The 21919-nt window shown below is 62.6% G+C and carries 20 protein-coding genes; 13 read left to right on the top strand and 7 right to left on the bottom strand.

Annotated features, from left to right (window positions below):
• Positions 1-220: 220 nt before the first annotated feature.
• Together NKG95_RS15145 and NKG95_RS15150 are read right to left on the bottom strand one after the other, a co-directional pair.
• Entirely contained in the window at positions 221-1501 is a 1281-nt protein-coding gene (locus tag NKG95_RS15145; RefSeq protein ID WP_353041310.1) for a M23 family metallopeptidase, read from the bottom strand.
• Positions 1502-1639: 138 nt separating this feature from the next.
• Complete coding sequence (locus tag NKG95_RS15150; RefSeq protein WP_353041312.1) at positions 1640-2107, bottom strand: peroxiredoxin; 468 nt, start codon at positions 2105-2107, stop codon at positions 1640-1642.
• Positions 2108-2203: 96 nt separating this feature from the next.
• Here NKG95_RS15150 and NKG95_RS15155 point away from each other — a divergent pair, with 96 nt between their 5' ends.
• A complete protein-coding gene (locus NKG95_RS15155) occupies positions 2204-5581 on the top strand; it encodes a hypothetical protein (protein ID WP_353041313.1) in 3378 nt (1125 codons plus the stop codon).
• 247 nt (positions 5582-5828) lie between these two features.
• Here NKG95_RS15155 and tyrS read toward each other — a convergent pair whose 3' ends face one another.
• Entirely contained in the window at positions 5829-7082 is a 1254-nt protein-coding gene (gene tyrS / locus NKG95_RS15160) for a tyrosine--tRNA ligase (RefSeq protein WP_353041315.1), read from the bottom strand.
• 452 nt (positions 7083-7534) lie between these two features.
• On the opposite strand from tyrS, the gene NKG95_RS15165 reads away from it, so the two are divergent.
• A complete protein-coding gene (locus NKG95_RS15165; protein ID WP_352717322.1) occupies positions 7535-8263 on the top strand; it encodes a glycosyltransferase family 2 protein in 729 nt (242 codons plus the stop codon).
• Positions 8256-8588 carry a lipid-A-disaccharide synthase N-terminal domain-containing protein gene (locus tag NKG95_RS15170; protein WP_023674681.1) on the top strand — a complete coding sequence of 111 codons (333 nt, stop codon included), beginning with the start codon at positions 8256-8258 and terminating at the stop codon, positions 8586-8588. The genes NKG95_RS15165 and NKG95_RS15170 overlap by 8 nt, the downstream gene beginning before the upstream one ends.
• Before the next feature lie 29 nt (positions 8589-8617).
• On the opposite strand, the gene NKG95_RS15175 is transcribed toward NKG95_RS15170, so the two are convergent.
• Together NKG95_RS15175 and NKG95_RS15180 are read right to left on the bottom strand one after the other, a co-directional pair.
• Entirely contained in the window at positions 8618-9286 is a 669-nt protein-coding gene (locus NKG95_RS15175; protein WP_353041317.1) for an FMN-binding negative transcriptional regulator, read from the bottom strand.
• A 13-nt stretch (positions 9287-9299) separates the two neighbouring features.
• Entirely contained in the window at positions 9300-9974 is a 675-nt protein-coding gene (locus NKG95_RS15180) for an alpha/beta hydrolase (RefSeq protein WP_023717356.1), read from the bottom strand.
• Between the two features lie 273 nt (positions 9975-10247).
• Between NKG95_RS15180 and NKG95_RS15185 the strand changes: the two genes are divergently transcribed.
• The 7 genes from NKG95_RS15185 (at position 10248) to sufA (ending at position 17399) form a co-directional block, all read left to right on the top strand.
• Complete coding sequence (locus NKG95_RS15185) at positions 10248-11411, top strand: cysteine desulfurase family protein (protein WP_353041319.1); 1164 nt, start codon at positions 10248-10250, stop codon at positions 11409-11411.
• Between the two features lie 188 nt (positions 11412-11599).
• Positions 11600-13117 (top strand): Fe-S cluster assembly protein SufB, encoded by a 1518-nt coding sequence (gene sufB, locus NKG95_RS15190; protein WP_023717358.1) that lies wholly within the window; start codon positions 11600-11602, stop codon positions 13115-13117.
• 30 nt (positions 13118-13147) lie between these two features.
• Positions 13148-13903, top strand: a complete 756-nt coding sequence (gene sufC / locus NKG95_RS15195; protein WP_353041321.1) for a Fe-S cluster assembly ATPase SufC — start codon at positions 13148-13150, stop codon at positions 13901-13903.
• A gap of 43 nt (positions 13904-13946) precedes the next feature.
• Positions 13947-15215, top strand: a complete 1269-nt coding sequence (sufD, locus tag NKG95_RS15200) for a Fe-S cluster assembly protein SufD (RefSeq protein ID WP_352481178.1) — start codon at positions 13947-13949, stop codon at positions 15213-15215.
• Between the two features lie 53 nt (positions 15216-15268).
• Positions 15269-16510, top strand: coding sequence for a cysteine desulfurase (locus NKG95_RS15205; RefSeq protein WP_352495793.1), 1242 nt, complete (start codon positions 15269-15271; stop codon positions 16508-16510).
• Positions 16511-16515: 5 nt separating this feature from the next.
• A complete protein-coding gene (locus NKG95_RS15210) occupies positions 16516-16908 on the top strand; it encodes an SUF system Fe-S cluster assembly protein (RefSeq protein ID WP_023717362.1) in 393 nt (130 codons plus the stop codon).
• Between the two features lie 110 nt (positions 16909-17018).
• Positions 17019-17399, top strand: coding sequence for a Fe-S cluster assembly scaffold SufA (gene sufA / locus NKG95_RS15215; protein ID WP_006206001.1), 381 nt, complete (start codon positions 17019-17021; stop codon positions 17397-17399).
• Between the two features lie 226 nt (positions 17400-17625).
• Here sufA and NKG95_RS15220 read toward each other — a convergent pair whose 3' ends face one another.
• Positions 17626-18123, bottom strand: a complete 498-nt coding sequence (locus NKG95_RS15220) for a GFA family protein (RefSeq protein ID WP_353041323.1) — start codon at positions 18121-18123, stop codon at positions 17626-17628.
• Between the two features lie 90 nt (positions 18124-18213).
• Here NKG95_RS15220 and NKG95_RS15225 point away from each other — a divergent pair, with 90 nt between their 5' ends.
• Positions 18214-18537 carry a TfoX/Sxy family protein gene (locus NKG95_RS15225; RefSeq protein ID WP_023717364.1) on the top strand — a complete coding sequence of 108 codons (324 nt, stop codon included), beginning with the start codon at positions 18214-18216 and terminating at the stop codon, positions 18535-18537.
• Between the two features lie 34 nt (positions 18538-18571).
• Here NKG95_RS15225 and NKG95_RS15230 read toward each other — a convergent pair whose 3' ends face one another.
• The gene (locus NKG95_RS15230) at positions 18572-19516 is read right to left on the bottom strand and encodes a carbohydrate kinase family protein (protein WP_353041325.1); all 945 of its coding nucleotides are present in this window, start codon (positions 19514-19516) and stop codon (positions 18572-18574) included.
• Positions 19517-19696: 180 nt separating this feature from the next.
• On the opposite strand from NKG95_RS15230, the gene NKG95_RS15235 reads away from it, so the two are divergent.
• Both NKG95_RS15235 and NKG95_RS15240 read left to right on the top strand, forming a co-directional pair.
• Positions 19697-20575, top strand: coding sequence for an IS1595 family transposase (locus NKG95_RS15235; RefSeq protein WP_353041327.1), 879 nt, complete (start codon positions 19697-19699; stop codon positions 20573-20575).
• 137 nt (positions 20576-20712) lie between these two features.
• Positions 20713-21765: a hypothetical protein gene (locus tag NKG95_RS15240; RefSeq protein ID WP_353041328.1), complete on the top strand. Its 1053-nt coding sequence runs from the start codon at positions 20713-20715 to the stop codon at positions 21763-21765.
• Positions 21766-21919 lie beyond the last annotated feature (154 nt).

Genomic DNA, 21919 nt, shown 5'->3' on the forward strand with positions numbered 1-21919 from the left:
AGCCTGCTGGACTAAGGCATAGGCTTATACATATCATCCTACAACTGCGTCGGAGTCAACGCTGTGGGGCAGAGGCCCTCAAGGGCTGGAGCCGAATGTCTGCTGGGGAGAATAGAGCGAAGGGCGATCGCCCGAGGATACTTAGGTGAGGCCGCCTTGGCCTGGCTGCGCCGGCCCGATGCCGCTCAATTGCTGGGTCGTCTGAGGAGCAGCCCGGCTCCTAGAGATACCGCTCGACCTTCTTGCCGACGGTCAAAAACCGCAGCGGGTCGATCGCCTCGCCATTGTGGCGAACCTCGTAGTGCAGATGCGGGCCGGTCGAGCGGCCGCTGTTGCCGGTCTTGCCGATGATGTCCCCGGCATCGAGCTTCTGGCCGACGGCGACGTCGATTTTGCTGAGATGTCCGTAACGCGTCACAAAACCGTTGCCGTGGTCGACCTCGACCATGCGGCCGTAGCCGCCGTTCCAGCCGGCCTTGACGACGACGCCGGCTGCCGTGACCTTGGCCGGCATGCCGACCGGCGCCCTGAAATCCATGCCGGAATGCAAGGCGGCCGTGCCGAGGATGGGGTCGGTGCGCACGCCGAACGGGCTGGTGACGCTATGGCCGGGGGCGGGGTTGGCGAGCGGCAGCCGGCGCGCCTCCTTTTTCAGATGATCCAGCGCGTCAAGCGCCTCGTCCAACTCTTTGACCTTGCTGTCAAAGACCAACGAACTGTCGAGCGGTATCAGCGGGCCGCCGACGTCGCTCTTTTCGAATTCGCTGTCGACCGGCAGGCCGGCGGCCTCGAGCGCCTGCGAGATCGCGTCGGCGCTCTTGTAGGCATTGTCGGCAAGTGCCGCGATGCGGGTGAGCTGCTGGCTCTCGATGGCCTTCAGCGAGTTGTTGATCGAAACGAAGAGCTTGTCTGCCCGGTCGGCCGCGCTTTCGCTCGGCAGCGGATCGGCGCGGGTCGACCACAGCGAGAACGGCCTGGTGTCGTTGCTGGCAAGGGGGGCAGCAAGGCTGGCGACGGAATAGGCCATCGGCTGGATGCTGCCGGTCGCGTCGGCATGTTCGCCCGGCTTTGCCGTCGGCACGGGCGGCGTTGCGACCTCGCTTTCGGCTCGTTCGAGGATCGGGCCGAGGCGGCCGTGACGCAGGCTGAGCTGGCTCTGCCGTTCCAGCAACTCGCTGACCTTGGTTTCCATCAGCTGCTGATCGAGAAGCTGGCGGCTGGTGATGCGGTCGACCTGGCCGCGCAATGCCGAGATGCGGTCTTCATAGGCCTGCTGCATGCGCGCCTGCCGCGCCGTCGTGGCGCCGATCAGGTCGTCGCGCAGCACCAGATAGGAGGTCGCCAGCAGGTAGCCAATGACGATCGCCGCCAGCGCCGAGCCGCAAAATGCGGCCAGCCACGGACGTATGGTGAAATGCCTTATCTGGTCGCCCCGGGCGATGATGACGGTGTGGGGCTCTCTGCGTCTGCCGAAGACCGCTGACTGACTGGCTACGTTCACGGGACCAAGCTTTCGTTACGACACCAACGACGAGCCTGATTACACATTATTAGGGTTAACAAAGTTTTGCCGGACCGAACGACGGGCAAAGGTATTCGCGCAAAACGGGCATCGAATTGCAGCGGCATGCCGCAGCTCTCAAAGGGCGCGAACCGCCTCCAGCACCGCTTCGGCGTGGCCTTTGACGCGGACGTTGCGCCAGATCCTGGCGATGCGTCCGTCCCGGCCGATCAGGAACGTCGCCCGCTCGACGCCCATATAAATGCGGCCGTAGAGCTTCTTTTCGACCCACAAATGGTAGGCCTCGATCACCTTGCGCTCTTCGTCGGCGACCAGGTCGATGCTCAGATCGTATTTCGCCTTGAACTTGTCGTGCTTCCTGACGCTGTCCGGCGACAGCCCGATGACGACAGCGCCGGCCTTTTCGAACTCCGGCTTCAACTGCGAAAAGCCGATCGCCTCGCTGGTGCAGCTTGTGGTGTCGTCCTGTGGGTAGAAATAGAGTACGATGGGTTTTCCCAGCAGTGCGGCGAGGCTGAGTGAACCGCCGCCGTCGCGCGGAAGATCGAATTGCGGCGCAACATCGCCCACGTCGAGGTCAGCCATACCGATGCCCTTGTTTGAGGTTACGCGCCAGGCTGCATCGATATAATGTCGAGCGGGGATTCGTCCACGATCGAATTCGTTTCAACGGAAGATTGCGTGGATCAGGAGCTACCGCAGCACGAGAAGATCAGGTTCAGGCGTGACGAGATCACCGACCTGGGGACCTTTCCGTCCGCGTGCCGCGTCCCGCCGCTCGGCCAGGCGTCGATCGGTCGCGGCGTTCGTTTGATGGCGCGGCTGTTTGCCGGCCTTGTCGCCCTTGTGCTGCTGGCTGCGGCCGGCGTCTATGCGATCGGCGTGTCCGGCTTCGGCTCGGAGCGGCTTCGCGCGGAAGCCGAGACGGCAATCGAGAAATTGGCCGGCTTCGATGTCGATGTTGCCGTCGGGCCGGCCCGGCTGACGCTTGACGGGTCGAGCTTCATTGCGCTGCAGGTCAGCGACGTCAGCCTCAAGACCGCCGACGGCAAACCGATGGCCGATGCCGGCCGGGTCCGCTTCGGCATCCGGCTCATCCCGCTGCTTTCGGGCGAGGTGCGGCTCACCAGCGCCCGGATTTCCGACGCGCACATCGTCATGGCGGCAATGCCGTCCGGTGGCGACTGGACGGCCGGGCTGCGCAACCAGGACGGTCTCATCGATCCGGAAAAACTTTCCGTCGCCGTCTTCGCCAACGTCAACCGCGCGCTCGATGCGGTGCGCGAGGATTCGGTGCGCCAGATCGATCTGCGCAACGTCGAGCTGGCACTGCCCGAGACCGGATCGGTCAAGTCGGTCACCATCGCCGACGCCTCCGTGTCGCAGTCGGGACCGGGAAGCATGGAGTTTTCATCCGACGCGGATGTCGACGGCAGGGCGCTCACCATCGCCGCTTCCGCCACCCGCGATCCGGCGACGCGACGCATCACCACGCTGGACGCCAGCATCCAGGCGGCCGACGCCGACACTGCGGCTGCAGGTGGCAAATTGGGCGCAATCGCCTTGAAGCTGGCGGGGTCGGAAGCGGCCGGCGACAACGGCTCGCGGCTGACCGCTGCCCTGTCGCTGACCGGATCGGTGCTCGATCTCGGTTCGCGCGGCCTGCTTCCGGCCGACGTCGATCTCGATGCAACGCTCGTCGCCGGTTCGAACAAGATCCAGGTCGACGGATTGCTGGTGAAGACCGGCCGCTCGACCTTCGATTTTGCCGGTTCGATCGGGCCGAAGCCGGCGACCGGCACAGCGGGCGAGGAGCCATCCTATCGCTACGACCTGACCAGCGACGGTTCGACCTTGGCGCCGTCGGATTCGCCGGAACCGGCGCTCAGCTTCATTGCCCGTATTGCCGGCATCTACCAGCCGACGAGCCAAAAGCTGGTCGCCGAGCAGATCGGCGTCCGGTCCGGACCGGGCAGCGAAGTGCTGGGCACGGCTTCGGTTTCATTCGTCGCCAACCAGGCGCCGGGCATTTCGGTGGCGCTCAATGTCCACGACATGCCGGTCTCGCACGTCAAGCAATTATGGCCGTGGTTTTCGGCGCGCAATGCCAGGCTGTGGGTGCTTAAGAACCTGTTCGGCGGCCGCGTCGTCGATGGCAGCCTGCAATTCCAGGTCGTACCCGGACGGCTCGGCAACGGCGTGCCGCTTTCCGCCGATGAAGTCTTCGGCCGATTCCAGGTTGAAGGATCGCGCTTCGACACGGCCGGCCGTATTCCGCCGATCCGCGATGCCGTCGGCGTCGTCGGCTTCCACGGCAACGACGTCGACGTCGCGCTGTCCTCGGGCAGCGTCTATATGCCGAGCGGCCGTACCGTGGCGGCAAGCAACGGCACGCTCACCGTCAAGGCGGCGAACCATCCGCCGGTGATCGGCGCGCTCGACATCGATGTCGCCGGCGAGGCGCCGGCGATCGCCGAACTGGCATCTTATGACCCGATCAACGCCATGCGCCATGTCGGCCTGCTGCCGGACGACCTGTCCGGCACGGTGACCGGCCACGTCAAGGCCGATATTCCGCTGCAGTCCGGCGTCGACTCCTCCAAACTCGATTGGCTGGTGGCGCTCGACTACAAGGACCTGTCGCTGGCCAAGCCGTTCGAGGGCCAGACGGTCAGCCATGCCGACGGCTCGATCACCGTCGCACCCGACCGGGCGGTGATCTCGGCCAAGGCGCTGCTCAACGGCATTCCGGCCGAGCTCGACCTGATCGAGCCGCTCAGGGATGGCGGCCCGCCGCGCAGTCGTAAAGTAGCGCTGGTGCTCGACGACAAGACCCGCGCCACCGCCATGCCTGGCCTGTCGACGCTGCTTTCCGGAACCATCAAGGTGGCGATCGACAAGAGCGGCACCGGCAACCAGAACGTGTCGGCCGACCTGACCAATGCCAGGCTGGACATTCCCTGGGCCGGCTGGAGCAAGGGCCCCGGCATCCCCGCCAAGGTCACCTTCGCCATGGCGAAGACCGGCGACACCACGACGCTGTCCAATTTCGAACTCGACGGCAAGACCTTCTCCATCGACGGCAGCGCGGTGCTGGTCAACGGCGCCTTGTCCTCGGCCCGGTTCAGCAAGGTCACGTTGAACAGGGGCGACGACGTCGCCGTCTCGGTGAAGCGGTCGGGCAAGGCCTATGCGGTCGAGGTTAGCGGCAGCGCGCTGGACGCACGCTCGCTGATCAAGCAATTCACGTCCGACGTCGACACCGCCACCAAGACCACCGGCGTCGATACGATCTCGGTCAGCGCCGACGTCAGTTCCCTGACCGGCTTCCATGACGAGGTGCTATCGAATCTGAAGCTCGACTACAGCGCCGCCGGCTCCAGGGTGAACGGGCTCAAGGTGAGCGCCACGGCAGATTCGGGAGCCGCGATCACCATCAGCAATACGACCGGCGGCGGCCTGCGCGCGCTCAACATGAAGTCGGCCGATGCCGGTGCCATACTGCGCTTCCTTAACATCTACGAGCACATGGAAGGCGGCTCGATCACGCTGGCACTCACCGGGGCCGGCGACGGGCCGATGAAAGGCCAGGTCGACGCCAAGAACTTCTTTATCGTCAACGAGCCGAAGCTCGCCTCGATCGTGTCGACGACGCCGGCTGGCGACAGCCGTAGCCTCAACGAGGCGGTCAAAGGCAATCTCGACACGTCGAGGGTGAAGTTCGAGCGCGGTTTCAGCGAAATCGAGAAGGGCAGCGGCTATCTGAAGCTGCGCAACGGCGTGCTGCGCGGCTCGCGCATCGGCACCACCTTCCAGGGCACGCTCTACGACCAGAACAACAATATGGACATCACCGGCACGTTCATGCCGGCCTACGGCGTAAACCGCATCTTCGGCGAACTGCCGCTGATCGGCGCGCTGCTCGGCAACGGCCGCGACCGCGGCCTGATCGGCGTCACCTACAGGCTCAAGGGCAACGCCAACAAGCCCAACCTGGAGGTCAATCCGCTATCGGTGATCGCGCCCGGGATATTCCGGTTGATCTTCGAGTATCGTTGAGGCGGCCAGGGTAGGCGGGCAGGGTAGGCGGGTGAACACCGACGCTCTGTCGTGATCCTTCGCGCCCCCCTCTGTCCTGCCGGACATCTCCCCCACAAGTGGGGAGATTGGCAGCTTCCACGCTGCGCTCTTCCTGCAACGTTGTAGATTGGCGAAAGCCGGCGCGAAAGCCGATCTCCCCCCTTGTGGGGGAGATGTCCGGCAGGACAGAGGGGGGCGCTGTCCCGCCGGCACCAACGGTTGCGCGTCAAACCGGCCGCACCAGAACGTGTTTCTTCTTGCCGAGGGACAGCTTTGCCACGTTTTCCGGGCCAAGATCCTGCAGCGTCACCATCCTGCGATCGTCGGCTACGAGCTGGTCGTTGAGGCGCACGGCGCCGCCCTGGATATGCCGCCTTGCCTCGCCGTTGGACGCAGCCAGCCCGGCGGTCACGAACAGCGACAATATGCCGACGCCGACTTCAAGATCCGCCCTGCTCACCTCGACAGTCGGCAGTGTTTCGGCGAGCGCGCCTTCTTCGAACGTCTTACGCGCCGTTTCGCTGGCCTCCTCCGCCGCCTCGCGGCCATGCAGCATGGCGGTGATTTCGGTGGCGAGGATCTTCTTGGCCTCGTTGATCTCCGAGCCGCCGAGCCGTTCGAGGCGCGCGACCTCGGCGAGCGGCAGGGTCGTGTAGAGCTTCAGGAAACGGCCGACATCGGCATCCTCGGTATTGCGCCAATATTGCCAGAACTCGTACGGGCTCAACATCTCCGCATCGAGCCAGACCGCGCCCGAGGCCGACTTGCCCATCTTGGCGCCGGACGAAGTGGTGAGCAGCGGCGTCGTCAGCGCATAAAGCTGCGCGCTTTCCATGCGGTGGCCGAGATCGATGCCGTTGACGATGTTGCCCCACTGGTCGGAGCCGCCCATCTGCAGCCGGCAGCCGAGGCGCTTGTAGAGCTCGACGAAGTCGTAGGCCTGCAGGATCATGTAGTTGAATTCGAGGAACGACAGCGACTGCTCGCGATCCAGCCGGAGCTTGACCGAATCGAAGGCCAGCATGCGGTTGACCGAAAAATGCCTGCCGACATCGCGCAGGAAATTGACGTAGTTGATATCCATCAGCCAGTCGGCATTGTTGATCATGACGGCGTCGTTGGGGCCGCTGCCGAATTTGAGGTAGGGCATGAAGTTGCGGCGGATGCCGGCCAGATTGTTCTCGATGTCCTGCGGCGTCAAAAGCTTGCGCGCCTCGTCCTTGAACGACGGATCGCCGATCATCGAGGTGCCGCCGCCCATCAAAGCGATTGGCCGGTGGCCGGTCTGCTGCAGCCAGTAAAGCATCATGATCTGGATCAGCGACCCGGCATGCAGGCTCCTGGCGGTAGCGTCGAAGCCGATATAGGCGCTCACCGTTTCCGTGGCGAAAAGCTGGTCGAGGGCGGCATCGTCCGAGGTCTGGTGGATGAAACCGCGCTCGCTCATCGTGCGCAGGAAATCGGATTTGAAGGCGGACATTTTTCTTTCCTGAAAGGCTTCCGGCCGAACGTGGCTCGGCTATGCATGAAGGCGGGCGTTTAGCACTCAAGCGCGATCAGCAAAAGTGGAATCCGCCCTCTTCCCTTCTCCCCCAGTGGGAGAAGGTGGATTGGCGCGCAGCGCCAAGACGGTTGAGGGGTGCTGGACAGAGCGCGGTTGGTGCCAAGCTGGAGCACCCCTCATCCGTCGCCTTCGGCGACACCTTCTCCCACAAGAAGGGGAGAAGGGAGAGCCGCGCGTCGCGAGACAAGCGGCTCTCCCCGGAACGGGTAACGTGGGAGGCCATCCAAACCTGAAGCGATCATCCTACACTTCCGGCGCGCCTGCTTGCGTCCTCGTTTCGGCTGGCGTAATGAGGCGCCGCACCAGCGGGGCTCATCCGCTGGACCGCGCGGCATCGATCGAATGCCATATCCTGTGACAGAGTCGAGATGCCGGAGATATCCATCGTCATTCCTTGCCGGAACGAGGCGGCGAACCTGCCGCTTCTGCTCGACGAGATCGGCGCTGCCATGGCCGGCCGCGACTTCGAGGTCATCGTCGTCGACGATGGCTCGACCGACGACACGCCTTCGGTGCTTGCCGCTCAGGCGGCGCTTCGCGCGTTTCCGCTGCGCCATCTCAGGCATGCGAAATCCGCCGGCCAGTCGCTCTCGGTACGCTCGGGCGCCTGGGCAGCGCGCGGCGATATCGTCGCCACCATCGACGGCGACGGCCAGAACGACCCCGGCTATATCCCAGTGTTGATCGACGCGCTCCGGCAGGCTGGTCCCGACGTCGGGGCTGCGCAGGGACAGCGTCTGAAGCGCCGCGACAGCAAGATCAAGCAGCTGGCGTCGCGTTTCGCCAACGGGCTGAGAAAGGCCATCCTGCACGACGAGACGCGGGATACCGGCTGCGGCCTCAAGGCGATCCATACCGATATTTTGAGGAAATTGCCGTTCTTCGACGGCACCCACCGCTTTGTTCCGGCGCTGGTCATCCAGGAGGGCTACCGCGTCGTCCATTGCGACGTCGTCGACCGCTCCCGCCGCCACGGCAAATCGAATTACGGCATCTTCGATCGCGGCCTGCAGGGCGTGCTCGATCTTGCCGGCGTCTGGTGGCTGCGCCGCAGGCGCCGCAGAATGCCCAAAGTAGAGGAAATCAGGCATGGGTAACGTGCTTCAGGAATTGGCGACCTGGCTTCACGATGTTTTCGTCAAGCAATTCGATGCCTGGGTTCTGCTCGGCTTCGTCGCCCAGTTCTTCTTCACCATGCGCTTTCTGGTGCAGTGGGTGGCGTCGGAAAAGGCCAAGCGCAGTGTCGTGCCGATCGCCTTCTGGTTTTTTTCGCTGTTCGGCGGCGGCCTGCTGCTGATCTACGCCATCCAGCGTCAGGATCCGGTGTTCATCGCCGGCCAGGCCATGGGCCTGTTGATCTATATCCGCAATCTCTGGCTGATCGCCAACGAGCGCAAGGCGGCGATGACCAAGGTCGATTGAGCCCGCAACCGGCCTGAGACCGGTCGAGATTACTTGCCGTCCAGCCCGCCATAGGATCGTACCAGCCGGACCATGTCGGCCGAACTGGCAGTCTCGCTTGCGAGCCCCTCGGCGACGCCGACGCGGTCGGCGGTCGGCCGGTTCTGGCTGACTTTCCATTTGCCGCTGATTTCGGTGATCGCGATCTCCAGGCCGACAATGCCCTTGATCTGCGACTGGATGAAGGGAGCCGGCGCATCGGTCACCGCCCACGGCGCCGCGCGATTGCCCTCCTGCGACATCGTCAGATCGGAAATCTGCTCGGCCAACCAATCCTGGTCTTCGATCACCTTGACGATGCCGCGCACCTGGACGATGGCATAGTTCCAGGTCGGCACAACCTTGCCGGTTTCACGCTTGGTCTCGTACCAGGACGGCGTCACATAGGCGTCGGCGCCCTGGAAGACGACCAGCACGGGCGCCAGCGGATTGTCGGCCAACAGCCGCCATTGCGGATTGGCCCTGGCCAGATGCGCGCGCAGCCTGCCGTTCGGCGGCACATCCACGTTGAGCAGGGAGGCGGCATCGAGCAGGAAGGGAATTGCGTTGGCGACCGGCCCCTCGGCTCCATTCGAGACCAGCAGGCCAAGCGGATGCGCCCGGATCAGCCCGTGCAGGACGTCCTGCCGGGTTTCCTGGAAGTGAGGCGGCTGGTACATTTTCGTTCCCCGACTATCTCAGCCGCTTCGGCCGTGGGTCGGACAGCTCCCCGGCCAGCCGGCGATCGAGATAGTCCGCGCATTCCTCGATCAAAAGCTCCGCATGGTTGGCAAAGAAATGGTTGGCGCCGGGCAAGGTCTTCTGGGTGATGGTAATGCCCTTTTGCGTGTGCAGCTTGTCGACCAGGCCCTGCACGTCCTTTGGCGGCGCGACCTTGTCGGCGTCGCCATGGATGATCAGGCCGGACGACGGGCAGGGGGCCAGGAACGAGAAATCATAGGTATTGGGCTGTGGCGCGATCGAGATGAAGCCTTCGATCTCGGGCCGGCGCATCAGAAGCTGCATGCCGATCCACGAGCCGAACGAATAGCCGGCGACCCAGCAGCTCTTGGAGTCCGGATGCAGCGACTGCACCCAGTCGAGCGCCGCGGCGGCGTCGGACAACTCGCCGGTGCCGTGGTCGAATTCGCCCTGGCTGCGGCCGATGCCGCGGAAATTGAAGCGCAGCGTGGTGAAATTGCGCTTCTGGAACATGTAGAAGAGGTCGTAGACGATCTTGTTGTTCATCGTACCGCCGAACTGGGGGTGCGGGTGCAGGACGATGGCAATCGGCGCGCTCTTTTCCTTCGAGGGCTGATAGCGACCCTCCAGGCGGCCGGCCGGACCGGTAAAAATGACCTCAGGCATGAAATACTCCACTTGGCATAAACTGCGCGGCGCCCGGAACAACTCTTCCTCTGGCCCCAGTCTTCCCTAGGCCCCAGTCTTCCCTAGGCCTTGACGCAGGGCGGGCGTCTTTCTAGAAGCTAGTTTAGAATTGTTCAAAACTGGGCGGCCAAAAAATTGTGGCTCGGCCACCCGCGCCGCAAGCCGCGTAAATAGGACGTCTTGCCTTGCAATTTCAAGGAAATAACGCGCTATCTTCGCGGAACGGCTTTTGAAGGGACCAGTTGGACGGAAATGGCCGGAGCTCGCGCCTATCTCGACTACAACGCCAGCGCGCCGCTGCTTGCCTCGGCGCGTGCGGCCGTGGTCGCTGCGCTCGACATCGCCGCCAACCCGTCCTCGGTCCATGCCGAGGGCCGCGCTGCACGGCGGCTGATCGAGGATGCCAGGCGCGAGGTGGCGCGACTGGTCAGCGCCAAAGCCGAGCATGTCGTGTTCACCTCTGGCGCTACGGAAGCGGCCTCGACGCTGCTGACCCCGGATTGGCAGATGGGGCGCGGCGCCGTCCGCATGAGCCGGCTTTACGTGTCCGAGGCCGATCATCCCTGCCTGCTGAATGGCGGGCGCTTCCCTGCGGCGCGGGTGACACGGATCGGCGTCGACGCCGACGGCATCGTCAGGCTCGACGCCTTGGCGGCAGCGCTCGATGCGCATGACAAGGCCGACGGCTTGCCGTTGGTGGCGATCCACGCCGCCAACAACGAGACCGGCGTGATCCAGCCGGTTGGCCGCATTGCCGAAATCGTCAAGGCGGCGGGCGGCATCCTGGTTGTCGATGCGGTGCAGGCGGCCGGCCGCATTCCGCTCGATATGTCAGCGGGTTACGCAGACTATTTGATTCTCTCGTCGCACAAGATCGGCGGCCCCAAGGGCGTCGGTGCCATTGTCGCGGCGTCGGACTTGATGATGCCGAAGCCGCTGGTCATCGGCGGCGGCCAGGAAAAGGGCCATCGCGGCGGCACCGAAAACCTGGCGGCGATTGCCGGGTTTGGCGCGGCGGCGCGTGAGGCGCTTGCCGGGTTGCAAACGATCGAAGCGGTGCGGCAACGTCGCGACGAAATCGAGGCGATCGTGAAAACGCTGGTTCCGGATGCCGAATTCTTCGGGACCGGCGCGCCAAGGCTTGCCAACACCACATTCTTCGCTATTGCCGGCATCAAGGCCGAGACGGCGCAGATCGCCTTCGACCTGGCCGGTGTGGCGCTGTCGGCCGGATCGGCCTGTTCATCGGGCAAGGTCGGGCCTAGTCACGTGCTGAAGGCCATGGGTTATGGCGACAGCCTTGGCGCGTTGCGTGTGTCGATCGGTCACGCGACCGGCGCTGAAGACATCGAGCTGTTCCGTTCGGCGCTGGCGACGATCGTCGCGCGGCGGGCAAACAGGGAAAAGGCCGCCTGAGCGCGGCAACGTGACATTTGGGCCTTACGGCCTGGTAGAGCCGTGCGTTTGCATTTGGCCGGGTGAATTTCCGGCATGAACGCACTATATGAAACTTACGCCGCTTCGGGTGCCCAAAGGGTGCTGGTTGGCGGTGCCATAGTTTGAAAACTGCCGGGCCTTGACCCCGGCGTGGATGGAGAACGCTGATGCCTGCTGTGCAGGAGACGATCGATCGAGTTCGAAAGATCGATGTCGACCAGTATAAATACGGATTCCAGACCGAAATCGCGATGGACAAGGCCCCCAAGGGCCTGAGCGAAGACATTATCCGCTTCATTTCGGCGAAGAAGGACGAGCCGTCCTGGATGCTGGAATGGCGCCTGGAAGCCTATCGCCGCTGGCTGACGCTGGACGAGCCGAAATGGGCGCGCGTCCACTATCCCAAGATCGATTTTCAGGACCTCTACTATTACGCGGCGCCCAAGAGCACGCCCGGACCGACCTCGCTCAGCGACGTCGATCCCGAACTGCTGAAGGTCTACGAGAAGCTCGGCATTCCGCTCAGGGAACAGGAGATCCTCGCCGGCGTGCAGAAGACCGATGCCTCGGAGCTCGAGGAAGCCAGCGACAATGTCTACAAGTCGGGCCGTGTCGCTGTCGACGCGGTGTTCGATTCGGTCTCCGTCGTCACCACCTTCAAGAAGGAGCTGGCGCAGGCCGGCGTCATCTTCTGCTCGATCTCGGAAGCGATCCGCGAGCATCCGGAGCTGGTGAAGAAATATCTCGGCTCGGTCGTGCCGACCTCCGACAATTTCTACGCAACGTTGAATTCGGCGGTGTTCACCGACGGCTCCTTCGTCTTCGTCCCCAAGGGCGTGCGCTGCCCGATGGAACTGTCGACCTATTTCCGCATGAACGAGAAGAACACCGGCCAGTTCGAGCGCACGCTGATCATCGCCGAGGAGGGGGCTTACGTCTCCTATCTCGAAGGCTGCACAGCGCCGCAGCGCGACGAGAACCAGCTTCACGCCGCTGTGGTCGAGCTGATCGCACTCGACGATGCCGAGATCAAATATTCGACGGTGCAGAACTGGTATCCCGGCGACGCCGAGGGCAAGGGCGGCATCTACAATTTCGTCACCAAGCGCGGCGACTGCCGCGGCCATCGCTCGAAGATTTCGTGGACGCAGGTCGAGACCGGCTCCGCCATCACCTGGAAATATCCGAGCTGCATCCTGCGCGGCGACGATTCCAGCGGCGAGTTCTATTCGATCGCGGTCTCCAACGGCTATCAGCAGGTCGACAGCGGCACCAAGATGATCCATCTCGGCAAGAACACGTCGAGCCGCATCATCTCCAAGGGCATTGCCGCCGGCTTTTCGCAGAACACCTATCGCGGCCAGGTCTCGGCCCACCGCAAGGCGACCAACGCCCGCAACTTCACCAACTGCGATTCACTGCTGATCGGCGACCAGTGCGGCGCGCACACCGTGCCCTACATGGAAGCCAAGAATTCGACGGCGCAGTTCGAGCATGAGGCGACCACCTCGAAGATTTCCGACGACCAGAAGTTCTACGTCATGCAGCGCGGCATCCCGGAAGAAGAGGCGATCGCGCTGATCGTCAACGGCTTCGTCAAGGACGTCATCCAGCAGCTGCCGATGGAATTCGCGGTCGAGGCGCAGAAGCTGATCGGCATCAGCCTCGAGGGCTCGGTCGGCTGACCGGATAAGAATTTTCAGGAAAAAGAAAAAATGCTTGAGATAAAAAACCTGCACGCCCGCATCGTCGATGACGGCACCGAGATCATCCGCGGCCTGAACCTGACGGTCAGGGCCGGCGAGGTTGCCGCTATCATGGGTCCCAACGGCTCGGGAAAGTCAACGCTGTCCTATATCCTCGCCGGCCGCGAGGACTATAAGGTCACCGAGGGCGATATCCTCTATGACGGCCAGTCGATCCTCGAAATGGATCCGGCCGAGCGCGCTACTGCCGGCATCTTCCTCGCCTTCCAGTATCCGATGGAGATACCGGGCGTGGCGACCATGGAATTCCTGAAAGTGGCGATGAACGAGCAGCGCAAGGCGCGCGGCGAGGAACCGCTGAAGATCCCGGAATTCCTCAAGCGCGTGAAGGAAGCGGCGGCCTCGCTCAACATGGATATGGCGATGCTGAAGCGGCCGCTCAATGTCGGTTTTTCCGGCGGCGAGAAGAAGCGCGCCGAGATCCTGCAGATGAAGCTGCTCGAGCCGAAACTGTGCGTCCTCGACGAGACCGATTCCGGCCTCGACATCGATGCGCTGAAGATCGTCGCGGACGGCGTCAACACGCTGCGCTCGCCGGACCGGGCCATCGTTGTCATCACCCACTACCAGCGCCTGCTCCAATACATCGTGCCGGATACGGTGCACGTGCTCTACAGAGGCCAGGTGATCAAGTCGGGCGACAAGTCGCTGGCGCTCGACCTCGAGGCCAATGGCTATGCCGGCGTGATCGGGCAAGCCGCGTGAGATGCCAGCAGGCCCGGAAGGCAAGCCAAACAAGGCGATACTGATGAACATGCACACGACACCCCAGCGAACATTGGCCGAAACGGCGCTGATCGACGCCTTTGGCGAGCGGCTGTCGCTGCTGCCCGGCGACGGCGCGGTGATGCTGAAGCGCGACGACGCCATCGAGGCGATCAAGGGCGGCCTGCCGACGCGGCGCATCGAATCCTGGCATTATACGGACCTGCGCCGGCTGCTGACCTCGGTGCCGGACTTCGATCCGGCAGCGGTCGCGAAAGCCATTGCGCCGATCGTCGAAGACTCCTCGGTTTTGCCGGTCCTGAACGGGGTTTCGAGCGCGAAACTGCCCGATATCGAAGGCGTCGCCGTACAGCGCCTGTCGGAGAAGCTGACCGACGGCAGCATTGCGCCGGGGTTGGATCCCTATGGCACCGATGACGCGATCGGCGCGCTGAACACCGCCTTTGTCGCCGACGGCTATTTCGTCGACATCGCCGACGGTGCCGAACTGGAAAAGCCGCTTGAGCTGCAGAATTTGCAGGCCGGTGGACAGACGCATGTACGCCTGGCCGTCCGCGTCGGTGCCGGCGCCAAGGCTGTCATCGTCGAGCGCCAGGCGGGCGAGGGGGCGGCGCTGGTCAGCTCGGTCAGCCAGCTTGTGCTTGGCGAGGGCGCCGAAGTGACATGGCTCATCGTGCAGGAGCAGCCGGATACGGCAACACATCTCGCCCAGTTCAAGGCGCATCTCGGCAAGAATTCGAAACTGACGCTGTTCGTCATGAATGCCGGCGGCAAGCTGGTGCGCCAGGAGGTCGTCGTGAGGACGACCGGCGAGGGCGCCGACTTCACGCTGCGCGGCATCAATCTTTTGGCCGGCGACACCCATACCGACGTCACCATGGTGCTCGACCATGCCGTGCCGCACACCGCCTCGACCGAAGTCATCCGCAACGTGGTGACCGGCAAGGCGCGCGGCGTCTTCCAGGGTCGTATCAACGTCCACCAATATGCGCAGAAGACCAACGCCAAGATGGCCTGCAACACGCTGCTGTTGTCGGACGACGGTGAGTTTTCGACCAAGCCGGAGCTTGAAATCTTCGCCGACGACGTCGTTTGCGGCCATGGCGCGACCGTCACCGAGATCGACCACAGCCATCTGTTCTACCTGATGGCGCGCGGCATCGACGAGAAGACCGCGCGCGGCCTGCTGGTCAAGGCCTTCGTCGCCGAAGTGATCGAGGAACTGGACGACGAGGCCATCGTCGAGGCGCTGGAACGACGGCTCGACGATTGGTTTTTGACGCACGGGTAGAATTGGCCGAGGGGTGCTGGACGGAATGAGGCGATGCCTCGAGAGAGCTTGTGATGGACCAGAAAGTCGAAAACATTCCCTACGACGTCGAGGCGATCCGCCGCGACTTCCCGATCCTGTCGCGGCAAGTCTACGGCAAACCGCTGGTCTATCTCGACAATGGCGCCTCGGCGCAGAAGCCGCAGGCTGTGCTCGACGCCATCCAGCACGCCTATTCCCAGGAATACGCCAACGTCCATCGCGGCCTGCATTTCCTGTCGAACGCCGCGACCGACGCCTATGAGAACGCGCGCAAGATAGTACAGAGATTTCTCAACGCGCCGAGCACCGACAACATCGTCTTCACCTCGAACACCACGGCGGCGATCAACACCGTCGCCTATGGCTTCGGCATGCCCAATATCGGCGAAGGCGACGAGATCGTGCTGTCGATCATGGAGCACCACTCCAACATCGTGCCGTGGCATTTCATCCGCGAGCGGCAGGGCGCAAAACTGGTTTGGGTGCCGGTCGACGATCTCGGCGTCTTCCACATCGAGGAATTCGAAAAACGGCTGACCGACCGCACCAAGCTGGTTGCCATTACCCATATGTCAAATGCGCTGGGCACGGTCACGCCGATCAAGGAGATCGTGCGCATTGCGCACGCCCGCGGCATTCCGGTGCTGGTCGACGGCAGCCAGAGCGCCGTGCATATGCCGATCGACGTGCAGGATCTCGACTGCGATTTCTTCGTCTTCACCGGCCACAAGGTCTATGGCCCGTCGGGCATCGGCGTGCTCTACGGCAAGAAGGATATTCTGGAGCGGATGCGCCCGTTCATGGGCGGCGGCGAAATGATCGAGGAGGTGACGCAAGACATCGTCACCTACAACGACCCGCCGCACCGTTTCGAGGCCGGCACGCCGCCGATCGTCCAGGCGATCGGGCTGGGTGCGGCGCTGGAATACATGGAAAAGATCGGACGCGAGCGCATCGCCGCCCATGAGGCCGATCTGAAGGACTATGCGCATGAAAAACTGCGCGCCATCAACTCGCTGCGCATCTTCGGCGATGCGCCTGGCAAGGGCGCCATCATCTCGTTCGAGCTGCAGGGCATCCACGCGCATGATGTGTCGATGGTCATCGACCGGCAGGGCGTGGCGGTGCGCGCCGGCACGCATTGTGCCCAGCCGCTGTTGAAACGCTTCGGCGTAACATCCACATGCAGGGCGTCGTTCGGCATGTATAATACCAGGGCCGAAGTCGATGCTTTGGCCGATGCGCTGGAAAAGGCGCGAAAGTTCTTCGGGTGACGACCATGGATGATGCCAGCCACACCGCCGAGACCAATTCGGAAACGACTACCAATGCGGCGGTTTCCGGATCGACAATCCCCGCCGACGAATTGGCGCGGCTGACAGACGACATCGTCTCAGCGCTGAAGACGGTCTATGACCCCGAAATCCCGGCCGACATCTACGAGCTCGGCCTCGTCTACAAGATCGACATCGAGGACGACCGCTCGGTCAAGATCGACATGACGCTGACCGCGCCGGGCTGCCCGGTGGCCGGTGAAATGCCGGGCTGGGTCGAAAACGCCGTCGGCGCCGTCGAAGGCGTTTCCGGCGTCGAGGTCAACATGACCTTCGACCCGCCTTGGTCGCCCGACCGCATGTCGGAAGAGGCACAGGTAGCGGTGGGGTGGTACTAGCATCCGACCAGCCAAAGGCTGGCGCACTTGCGCCGGGTACAAAACTTCACCATTTTAGGTGAGGAATCATTCGGCAGGCCTTGAACCTGCGCGCAATGGAGAAGGAAAGAATGGGACGCTTTGCCGTCATCACGATGACCGAAAAGGCTGCCGACCGGGTGCGCGAGATCGTCGCGACCCGTGAGAATGCGCATGGCATTCGCCTCGGCATCAAGAAGGGCGGCTGCGCCGGCATGGAATATACGGTCGACCTGGTGACCGAGCCCAACACCAAAGACGACCACATCGAGCGTGACGGCGCCCATGTCTATGTCGCGCCAGAGGCAGCACTTTTCCTGTTCGGCACCGAGATGGACTTCGAGCAGACGACGCTGCGCACCGGCTTCACCTTCCGCAACCCGAACCAGAGCTCGGCCTGCGGCTGCGGCGAATCGGTCGAGTTGAAGCCCGCCGATTTGAAGGCACTGGCCGAAGCGCGCGCTTCGGCCTGAGGCTTTTCCTTCGCCGTCCCCGGCGGCAATCGCATATGGGAGCCCCCTCATCCGGCCCTTCGGGCCACCTTCTCCCCGATGGGGAGAAGAGGCTGGCGCCAGCGCTGGCGACTTCCTCTCCCCTCGGGGAGAGGTCGGATTGCCCCGAATTGCCCTTCGCAATTCGGTTGGCAATCCGGGTGAGGGGCGCTTGCCCATACGCGATAGCGAACGGGGAGAAGAAACGCTAATCTACCCACATCCCGGTTCGTTTGTGCCAGTCGGCGATCGACTCTTCCGGGTAGACATCGAAGACCTTATCGCCCTTGCCGATATCGGGCTCGACCCAGTTCGCCTTGTATTTCAGCATCAGATGCACCTTCTCCGGCGGCTTCGGCAGGTTTGTGTCGATCGCCGAGGCAAACGGATGCACCAGCTCCGGCCAGGTTGGATCGTAGAGCCAGAGTGCCGTCCCGCATTTCGTGCAGAAGTTCCGTTCGCCCGTCGAGATCTCGCTTTGCGGGTGCTCGTCGTCCTCGATCTCGGCCCGGTAGACGCCGAGATGGCGCTTGCCCTCGATTTTCAGCGTCTCGTAATCGGCGCCGAGATTGATGGCGAAACCGCCGCCGCCCTGCTGCTTGCGGCAGATCGAGCAGTAGCACAGCATGAACGGCACCGGCGTGTGGCTTTCCACCTCGAAACGCACGGCATTGCACCGGCAGGACCCTTTGAGCAGAAGCGGCATGAAAAACTCCGATGAAACTGATTCTGAACTTGTCAGGATGGTGCCGGTAGCGGCGATGACAAGGGGAAATCCCGGTGACATGATCGCGCCATGGACAACGAGCGCATAGAAGAGCTTTTCGAAGGCCTCGGCCCGGTCAGCATCCGCAAGCTGTTCGGCGGCAAGGGCATCTATTTCGATGGCGTCATCGTCGCCATTGTCATCCGTGGCGAATTGATGCTGAAGGCCGACGCCGAAAGCGCCCCGGATTTCGAAGCGGCCGGCTGCCGGCAATGGACCTATACCGGCTCGCGCCACGGAAAGCTGGTGTCGATGCCCTATTGGAGCGTTCCCGACAGCGCTTTCGACGACCCCGACGAGATGGCGATCTGGGCGCGCCGCGCCTACGAGGCGGGACGGCGCGCCGGCAAATAGGCTGCGTCATGCTTCGGCAATTCTGGGCCGCATTTCACGCCAGGTCCCGCGCCTCGGGCACGAGCGCCAGCGCCTCGGCAAAGCCGGCACCGCTGAAGGCCGCAACAGTATCGGCGCTCTCGACGGTGAGCATAGCTGCGGCAACGCCTTCGCACAGTGCCGCGCGCAGCGTCAGGCCGCGCAGCCGGGCGGCGATCGTGGCACCTGCCAGCGCGTCGCCGGCGCCGCTCATATCCGCCCGCTTGTGTATCGGCGGTGGCAGGATCGAAAATGCGCCGGTTTCGTCGAAACCGAGCACTGGATCATCGCCGGCGGTCACCACGCCGCTTTTCAGACCGGCGCGTCTCAGGCCGTCGACGATGCCTTGATCATCAGCATCGATGTCGACGCCGGCGAGCACGCCGGCCTCGTGCCGGTTCATGAAGGCGAGTGCCAGAAGGTTAAGCACCGGCGTCAGCCGCGCCGCTTTGCTGGGCGAGACGGCAAGCGCAAACACCGGCTTGCCGGCGGCGAGAGCAGCCAGCCGCTCCACCGCGGAAGACGGTAGGTTGGCGTCGCACAACACCGCGTCGGCTGAATCGATCGCTTCGCGCACCTTGGCGCGGCGGATCTGCTTGGGAAGCGCCAGCTCGTAGAGCACCATGTCGGCAAGGCCGGCGATCAGCCTGCCGTCGCTATCGACCAGCATCGTATGGCTTGGCGTTGCTCGGTCGAGGAACACCGCCGACAAATCGGCAATGCCGGCCTCGGTGACGGCGCGTAAAACCGTGTCGCCCGGGGCATCGCCGCCGCGCACCGAAAGCAGCGAGGCCGAGACGCCGCGCCGCACCGCACAGCGTAGGGCGTTGAAGACGGCGCCGCCGACATGCTCGCGCATCGTGCCGGGGTTGGAAGCGGCCGGCACGAAGGCGCCCGCAACCCGGCCGCGCCGCTCGATATAGGCGCCGCCCACGGCCAGGATCGTCGGGGAGTTCATCATGCCGGCAAAATGCCCTTTGCTGTTGCCCGGGAGGAGACTAGGTCGCCGGGCGGAACCCTGCAATCGCGGGTGCGATTCGGATGGTGACGGCAACGGCGCCGCATGCGAGGCGGGATACATCCGGAAGCAAACGGATGTATCCCCTTGAAACATGTAAATCGGCATGCTACATAATGATGCATGAGCAACAAACTTCCGACCCTTCGCCAGTTCCAAGAGCGCTTCACGACCGAAGATGCCTGCCTCGACCACCTCATGGTCACGCGGTACGGCTTGCGGCATTCCTGCGCTAAATGTCATCGCGACGCCAAGTTTCACCGCGTGAAGGCTCGCCGCTGCTATGAGTGCGATTTCTGCGGTGCGCAGGTCTATCCGACCGCTGGCACGCCGTTCGAAGCCACGCGCACCTCTTTGCGCGACTGGTTCACCGTCATGTTCCTGTTCACGTCATCTCGCAACGGCGTGTCCGCCAAGGAAGTCCAGCGCACCATTGGCGTGACCTACAAGACCGCTTGGCGCATGTGCAACCTCATTCGCCAGTACATGGGCTACGTCGATGGCGACAACACACTAGGCGGCAAGGGTGGCGGCATTGTCGAAGTCGACAAGGCTTTCTTTGGTGGCGTTGACCGGCGCGGCTTTGACGACAAGGCCGTAGTGTTCGGCGCTATCGAACGCGGCGGTGAAGTCGTTACTCAGGTCATTGGTAGCCGTAAGGCTCGCCACGTCATGCCAGCCATTTTGAAGTGGGTTCAACAAGGTTCGCGCGTTGCTTCGGATGAGGCGCTAGCCTTTAATGAGATTGGCGAAAACGGATACCGCCACGGCACTGTGAACCACAGCGCGAAACAGTACGTTTCAGGCGAGGTTCACACCAACAACATCGAAGCCTTTTGGTCGCACGTTAAGCGCTCTATGTGCGGGACTTACGTTTCGGTTTCGAAGAAGTGGTTGCAGACCTACCTTTGGGAGTTCGAGTTCCGCCAGAACCTTCGTCGGGAGCCGCACTTGATGATTGATCTCTTGTTGAAATCGTTCCCGCGCCCTGTTGGGAAGTGAGCGGCGGCTTAGTGACCATCGCCTTTAGAAGGCGGTCAAAGCGGGCGTTTTGGTTGTTGGTCATTTGTTGCTCCTGTTGCCCTCAATTCCATTGTAATGGATAACAGCCGCTAGGGGAAATTAGGGCGGCGGGCCGGATGTCTTTCAGGGATTGGATCTACATCATCGCTGCGCTTGTCGGAATGTCTTTCGGCTTAGCAACCGGTGCAAACGCTCAGCCAGTAGACGGGAACAGCGGCAGCAATCAATCCGCCGGAGAGGGCCAAACCAAGCCATCCGCCGACCAGAACCCAAAAGCGACGCCTTCCATCCAAGACCTTCTCCAAAGCATTGCCAGCGCCATAGAAGCCGGAAACAATAAGGCTCAGACCGCCGGAGAACGCGACAGCGCTGAGCGCGATCTTGCGGCCCAAGAGGGCATGGCTAAATGGGCCAAATACATGCTGGTGATTGGCGGTGCGGAGATATGCGTCACGCTGATCGGGCTCCTTTTGATTTGGGGAACTCTCGTTCATACTCGCCGGGCCGCCGACTACGCTAGGGACATGGTCACCGAGGCCAAGAACGCGACACAGGCCGCAAATGATGCAACTGCCTCCGCCAAGGAAGCCAATCTCATACTCTCGCGCGAACAAAGACCGTGGCTTCGATTTAAGGTCATTCACGACGCGGTTGCGTTCCCGCCGGGCGCCAATGGCCAGTCTGGTCTTTTGGGAGAAATCAACGCTCCGATCGCCATAACAAACGTCGGCAAACTTCCCGCCTTGGGAATTAATGTTAGGCGACAAGAAATACTGCCCGGCCCTAGCGAGACCGGTTACGAACCCGGTTTCATAGAATTTGTTGAGACCCTCCGGGAAGAGCGACAAAGCATAGAGCAACGGCTGAAAAATGCTTTTACAGTCTTGCCCGGTGAAACTGAAACCGACATCGTTTATATAACATTCCCCCAAACGTTTGAAGCCAACTACAGGCTCCCCAGCGCCAATTTCCTTTTTGCAATATCCATCACTTACGTGAACGATGGACGATTTTATCAGACAGCTTCCGCATTCCGCGTAAGCCGGAAGACCGCTCCCCCGCCAATTCTCAGCGGCGGTGAGCATTGGGGGCGATTCGAATACGGACAACCCTTCGACATCATGGAAATTGAAATTCTGGATCGGCCGCTCTACAGCGTCGTAACCTAACCCAGCTAGAATCACCGTGACCGTTAAGACAAGCGCCTTCACGACGCCAACCCATGGGCGTGCGCGACTCGTTGATTTCGTTGTGGAATAATATTTACATGCTTGAAGGGGATACGTCCGGAAGCAAAATTGCGAAACAAAAATAGAACAAATA

Origin of the sequence: Mesorhizobium sp. M1423 (genome assembly GCF_040317575.1) — a bacterium.
Taxonomy (GTDB): Bacteria; Pseudomonadota; Alphaproteobacteria; order Rhizobiales; family Rhizobiaceae; genus Mesorhizobium.

What these genes read in the sequence shown, in the direction of transcription:
- NKG95_RS15150 (WP_353041312.1), bottom strand. Translation starts at nt 2,107, where the DNA reads ATGGCTGACCTCGACGTGGGCGATGTTGCGCCGCAATTCGATCTTCCG.
- tyrS (WP_353041315.1), bottom strand. Translation starts at nt 7,082, where the DNA reads ATGTCCGCCTTCAAATCCGATTTCCTGCGCACGATGAGCGAGCGCGGT.
- NKG95_RS15165 (WP_352717322.1), top strand. Translation starts at nt 7,535, where the DNA reads ATGCCGGAGATATCCATCGTCATTCCTTGCCGGAACGAGGCGGCGAAC.
- NKG95_RS15170 (WP_023674681.1), top strand. Translation starts at nt 8,256, where the DNA reads ATGGGTAACGTGCTTCAGGAATTGGCGACCTGGCTTCACGATGTTTTC.
- NKG95_RS15175 (WP_353041317.1), bottom strand. Translation starts at nt 9,286, where the DNA reads ATGTACCAGCCGCCTCACTTCCAGGAAACCCGGCAGGACGTCCTGCAC.
- NKG95_RS15180 (WP_023717356.1), bottom strand. Translation starts at nt 9,974, where the DNA reads ATGCCTGAGGTCATTTTTACCGGTCCGGCCGGCCGCCTGGAGGGTCGC.
- NKG95_RS15185 (WP_353041319.1), top strand. Translation starts at nt 10,248, where the DNA reads ATGGCCGGAGCTCGCGCCTATCTCGACTACAACGCCAGCGCGCCGCTG.
- sufB (WP_023717358.1), top strand. Translation starts at nt 11,600, where the DNA reads ATGCCTGCTGTGCAGGAGACGATCGATCGAGTTCGAAAGATCGATGTC.
- sufC (WP_353041321.1), top strand. Translation starts at nt 13,148, where the DNA reads ATGCTTGAGATAAAAAACCTGCACGCCCGCATCGTCGATGACGGCACC.
- sufD (WP_352481178.1), top strand. Translation starts at nt 13,947, where the DNA reads ATGAACATGCACACGACACCCCAGCGAACATTGGCCGAAACGGCGCTG.
- NKG95_RS15205 (WP_352495793.1), top strand. Translation starts at nt 15,269, where the DNA reads ATGGACCAGAAAGTCGAAAACATTCCCTACGACGTCGAGGCGATCCGC.
- NKG95_RS15210 (WP_023717362.1), top strand. Translation starts at nt 16,516, where the DNA reads ATGGATGATGCCAGCCACACCGCCGAGACCAATTCGGAAACGACTACC.
- sufA (WP_006206001.1), top strand. Translation starts at nt 17,019, where the DNA reads ATGGGACGCTTTGCCGTCATCACGATGACCGAAAAGGCTGCCGACCGG.
- NKG95_RS15220 (WP_353041323.1), bottom strand. Translation starts at nt 18,123, where the DNA reads ATGCCGCTTCTGCTCAAAGGGTCCTGCCGGTGCAATGCCGTGCGTTTC.
- NKG95_RS15225 (WP_023717364.1), top strand. Translation starts at nt 18,214, where the DNA reads ATGGACAACGAGCGCATAGAAGAGCTTTTCGAAGGCCTCGGCCCGGTC.
- NKG95_RS15230 (WP_353041325.1), bottom strand. Translation starts at nt 19,516, where the DNA reads ATGATGAACTCCCCGACGATCCTGGCCGTGGGCGGCGCCTATATCGAG.
- NKG95_RS15235 (WP_353041327.1), top strand. Translation starts at nt 19,697, where the DNA reads ATGAGCAACAAACTTCCGACCCTTCGCCAGTTCCAAGAGCGCTTCACG.
- NKG95_RS15240 (WP_353041328.1), top strand. Translation starts at nt 20,713, where the DNA reads ATGTCTTTCAGGGATTGGATCTACATCATCGCTGCGCTTGTCGGAATG.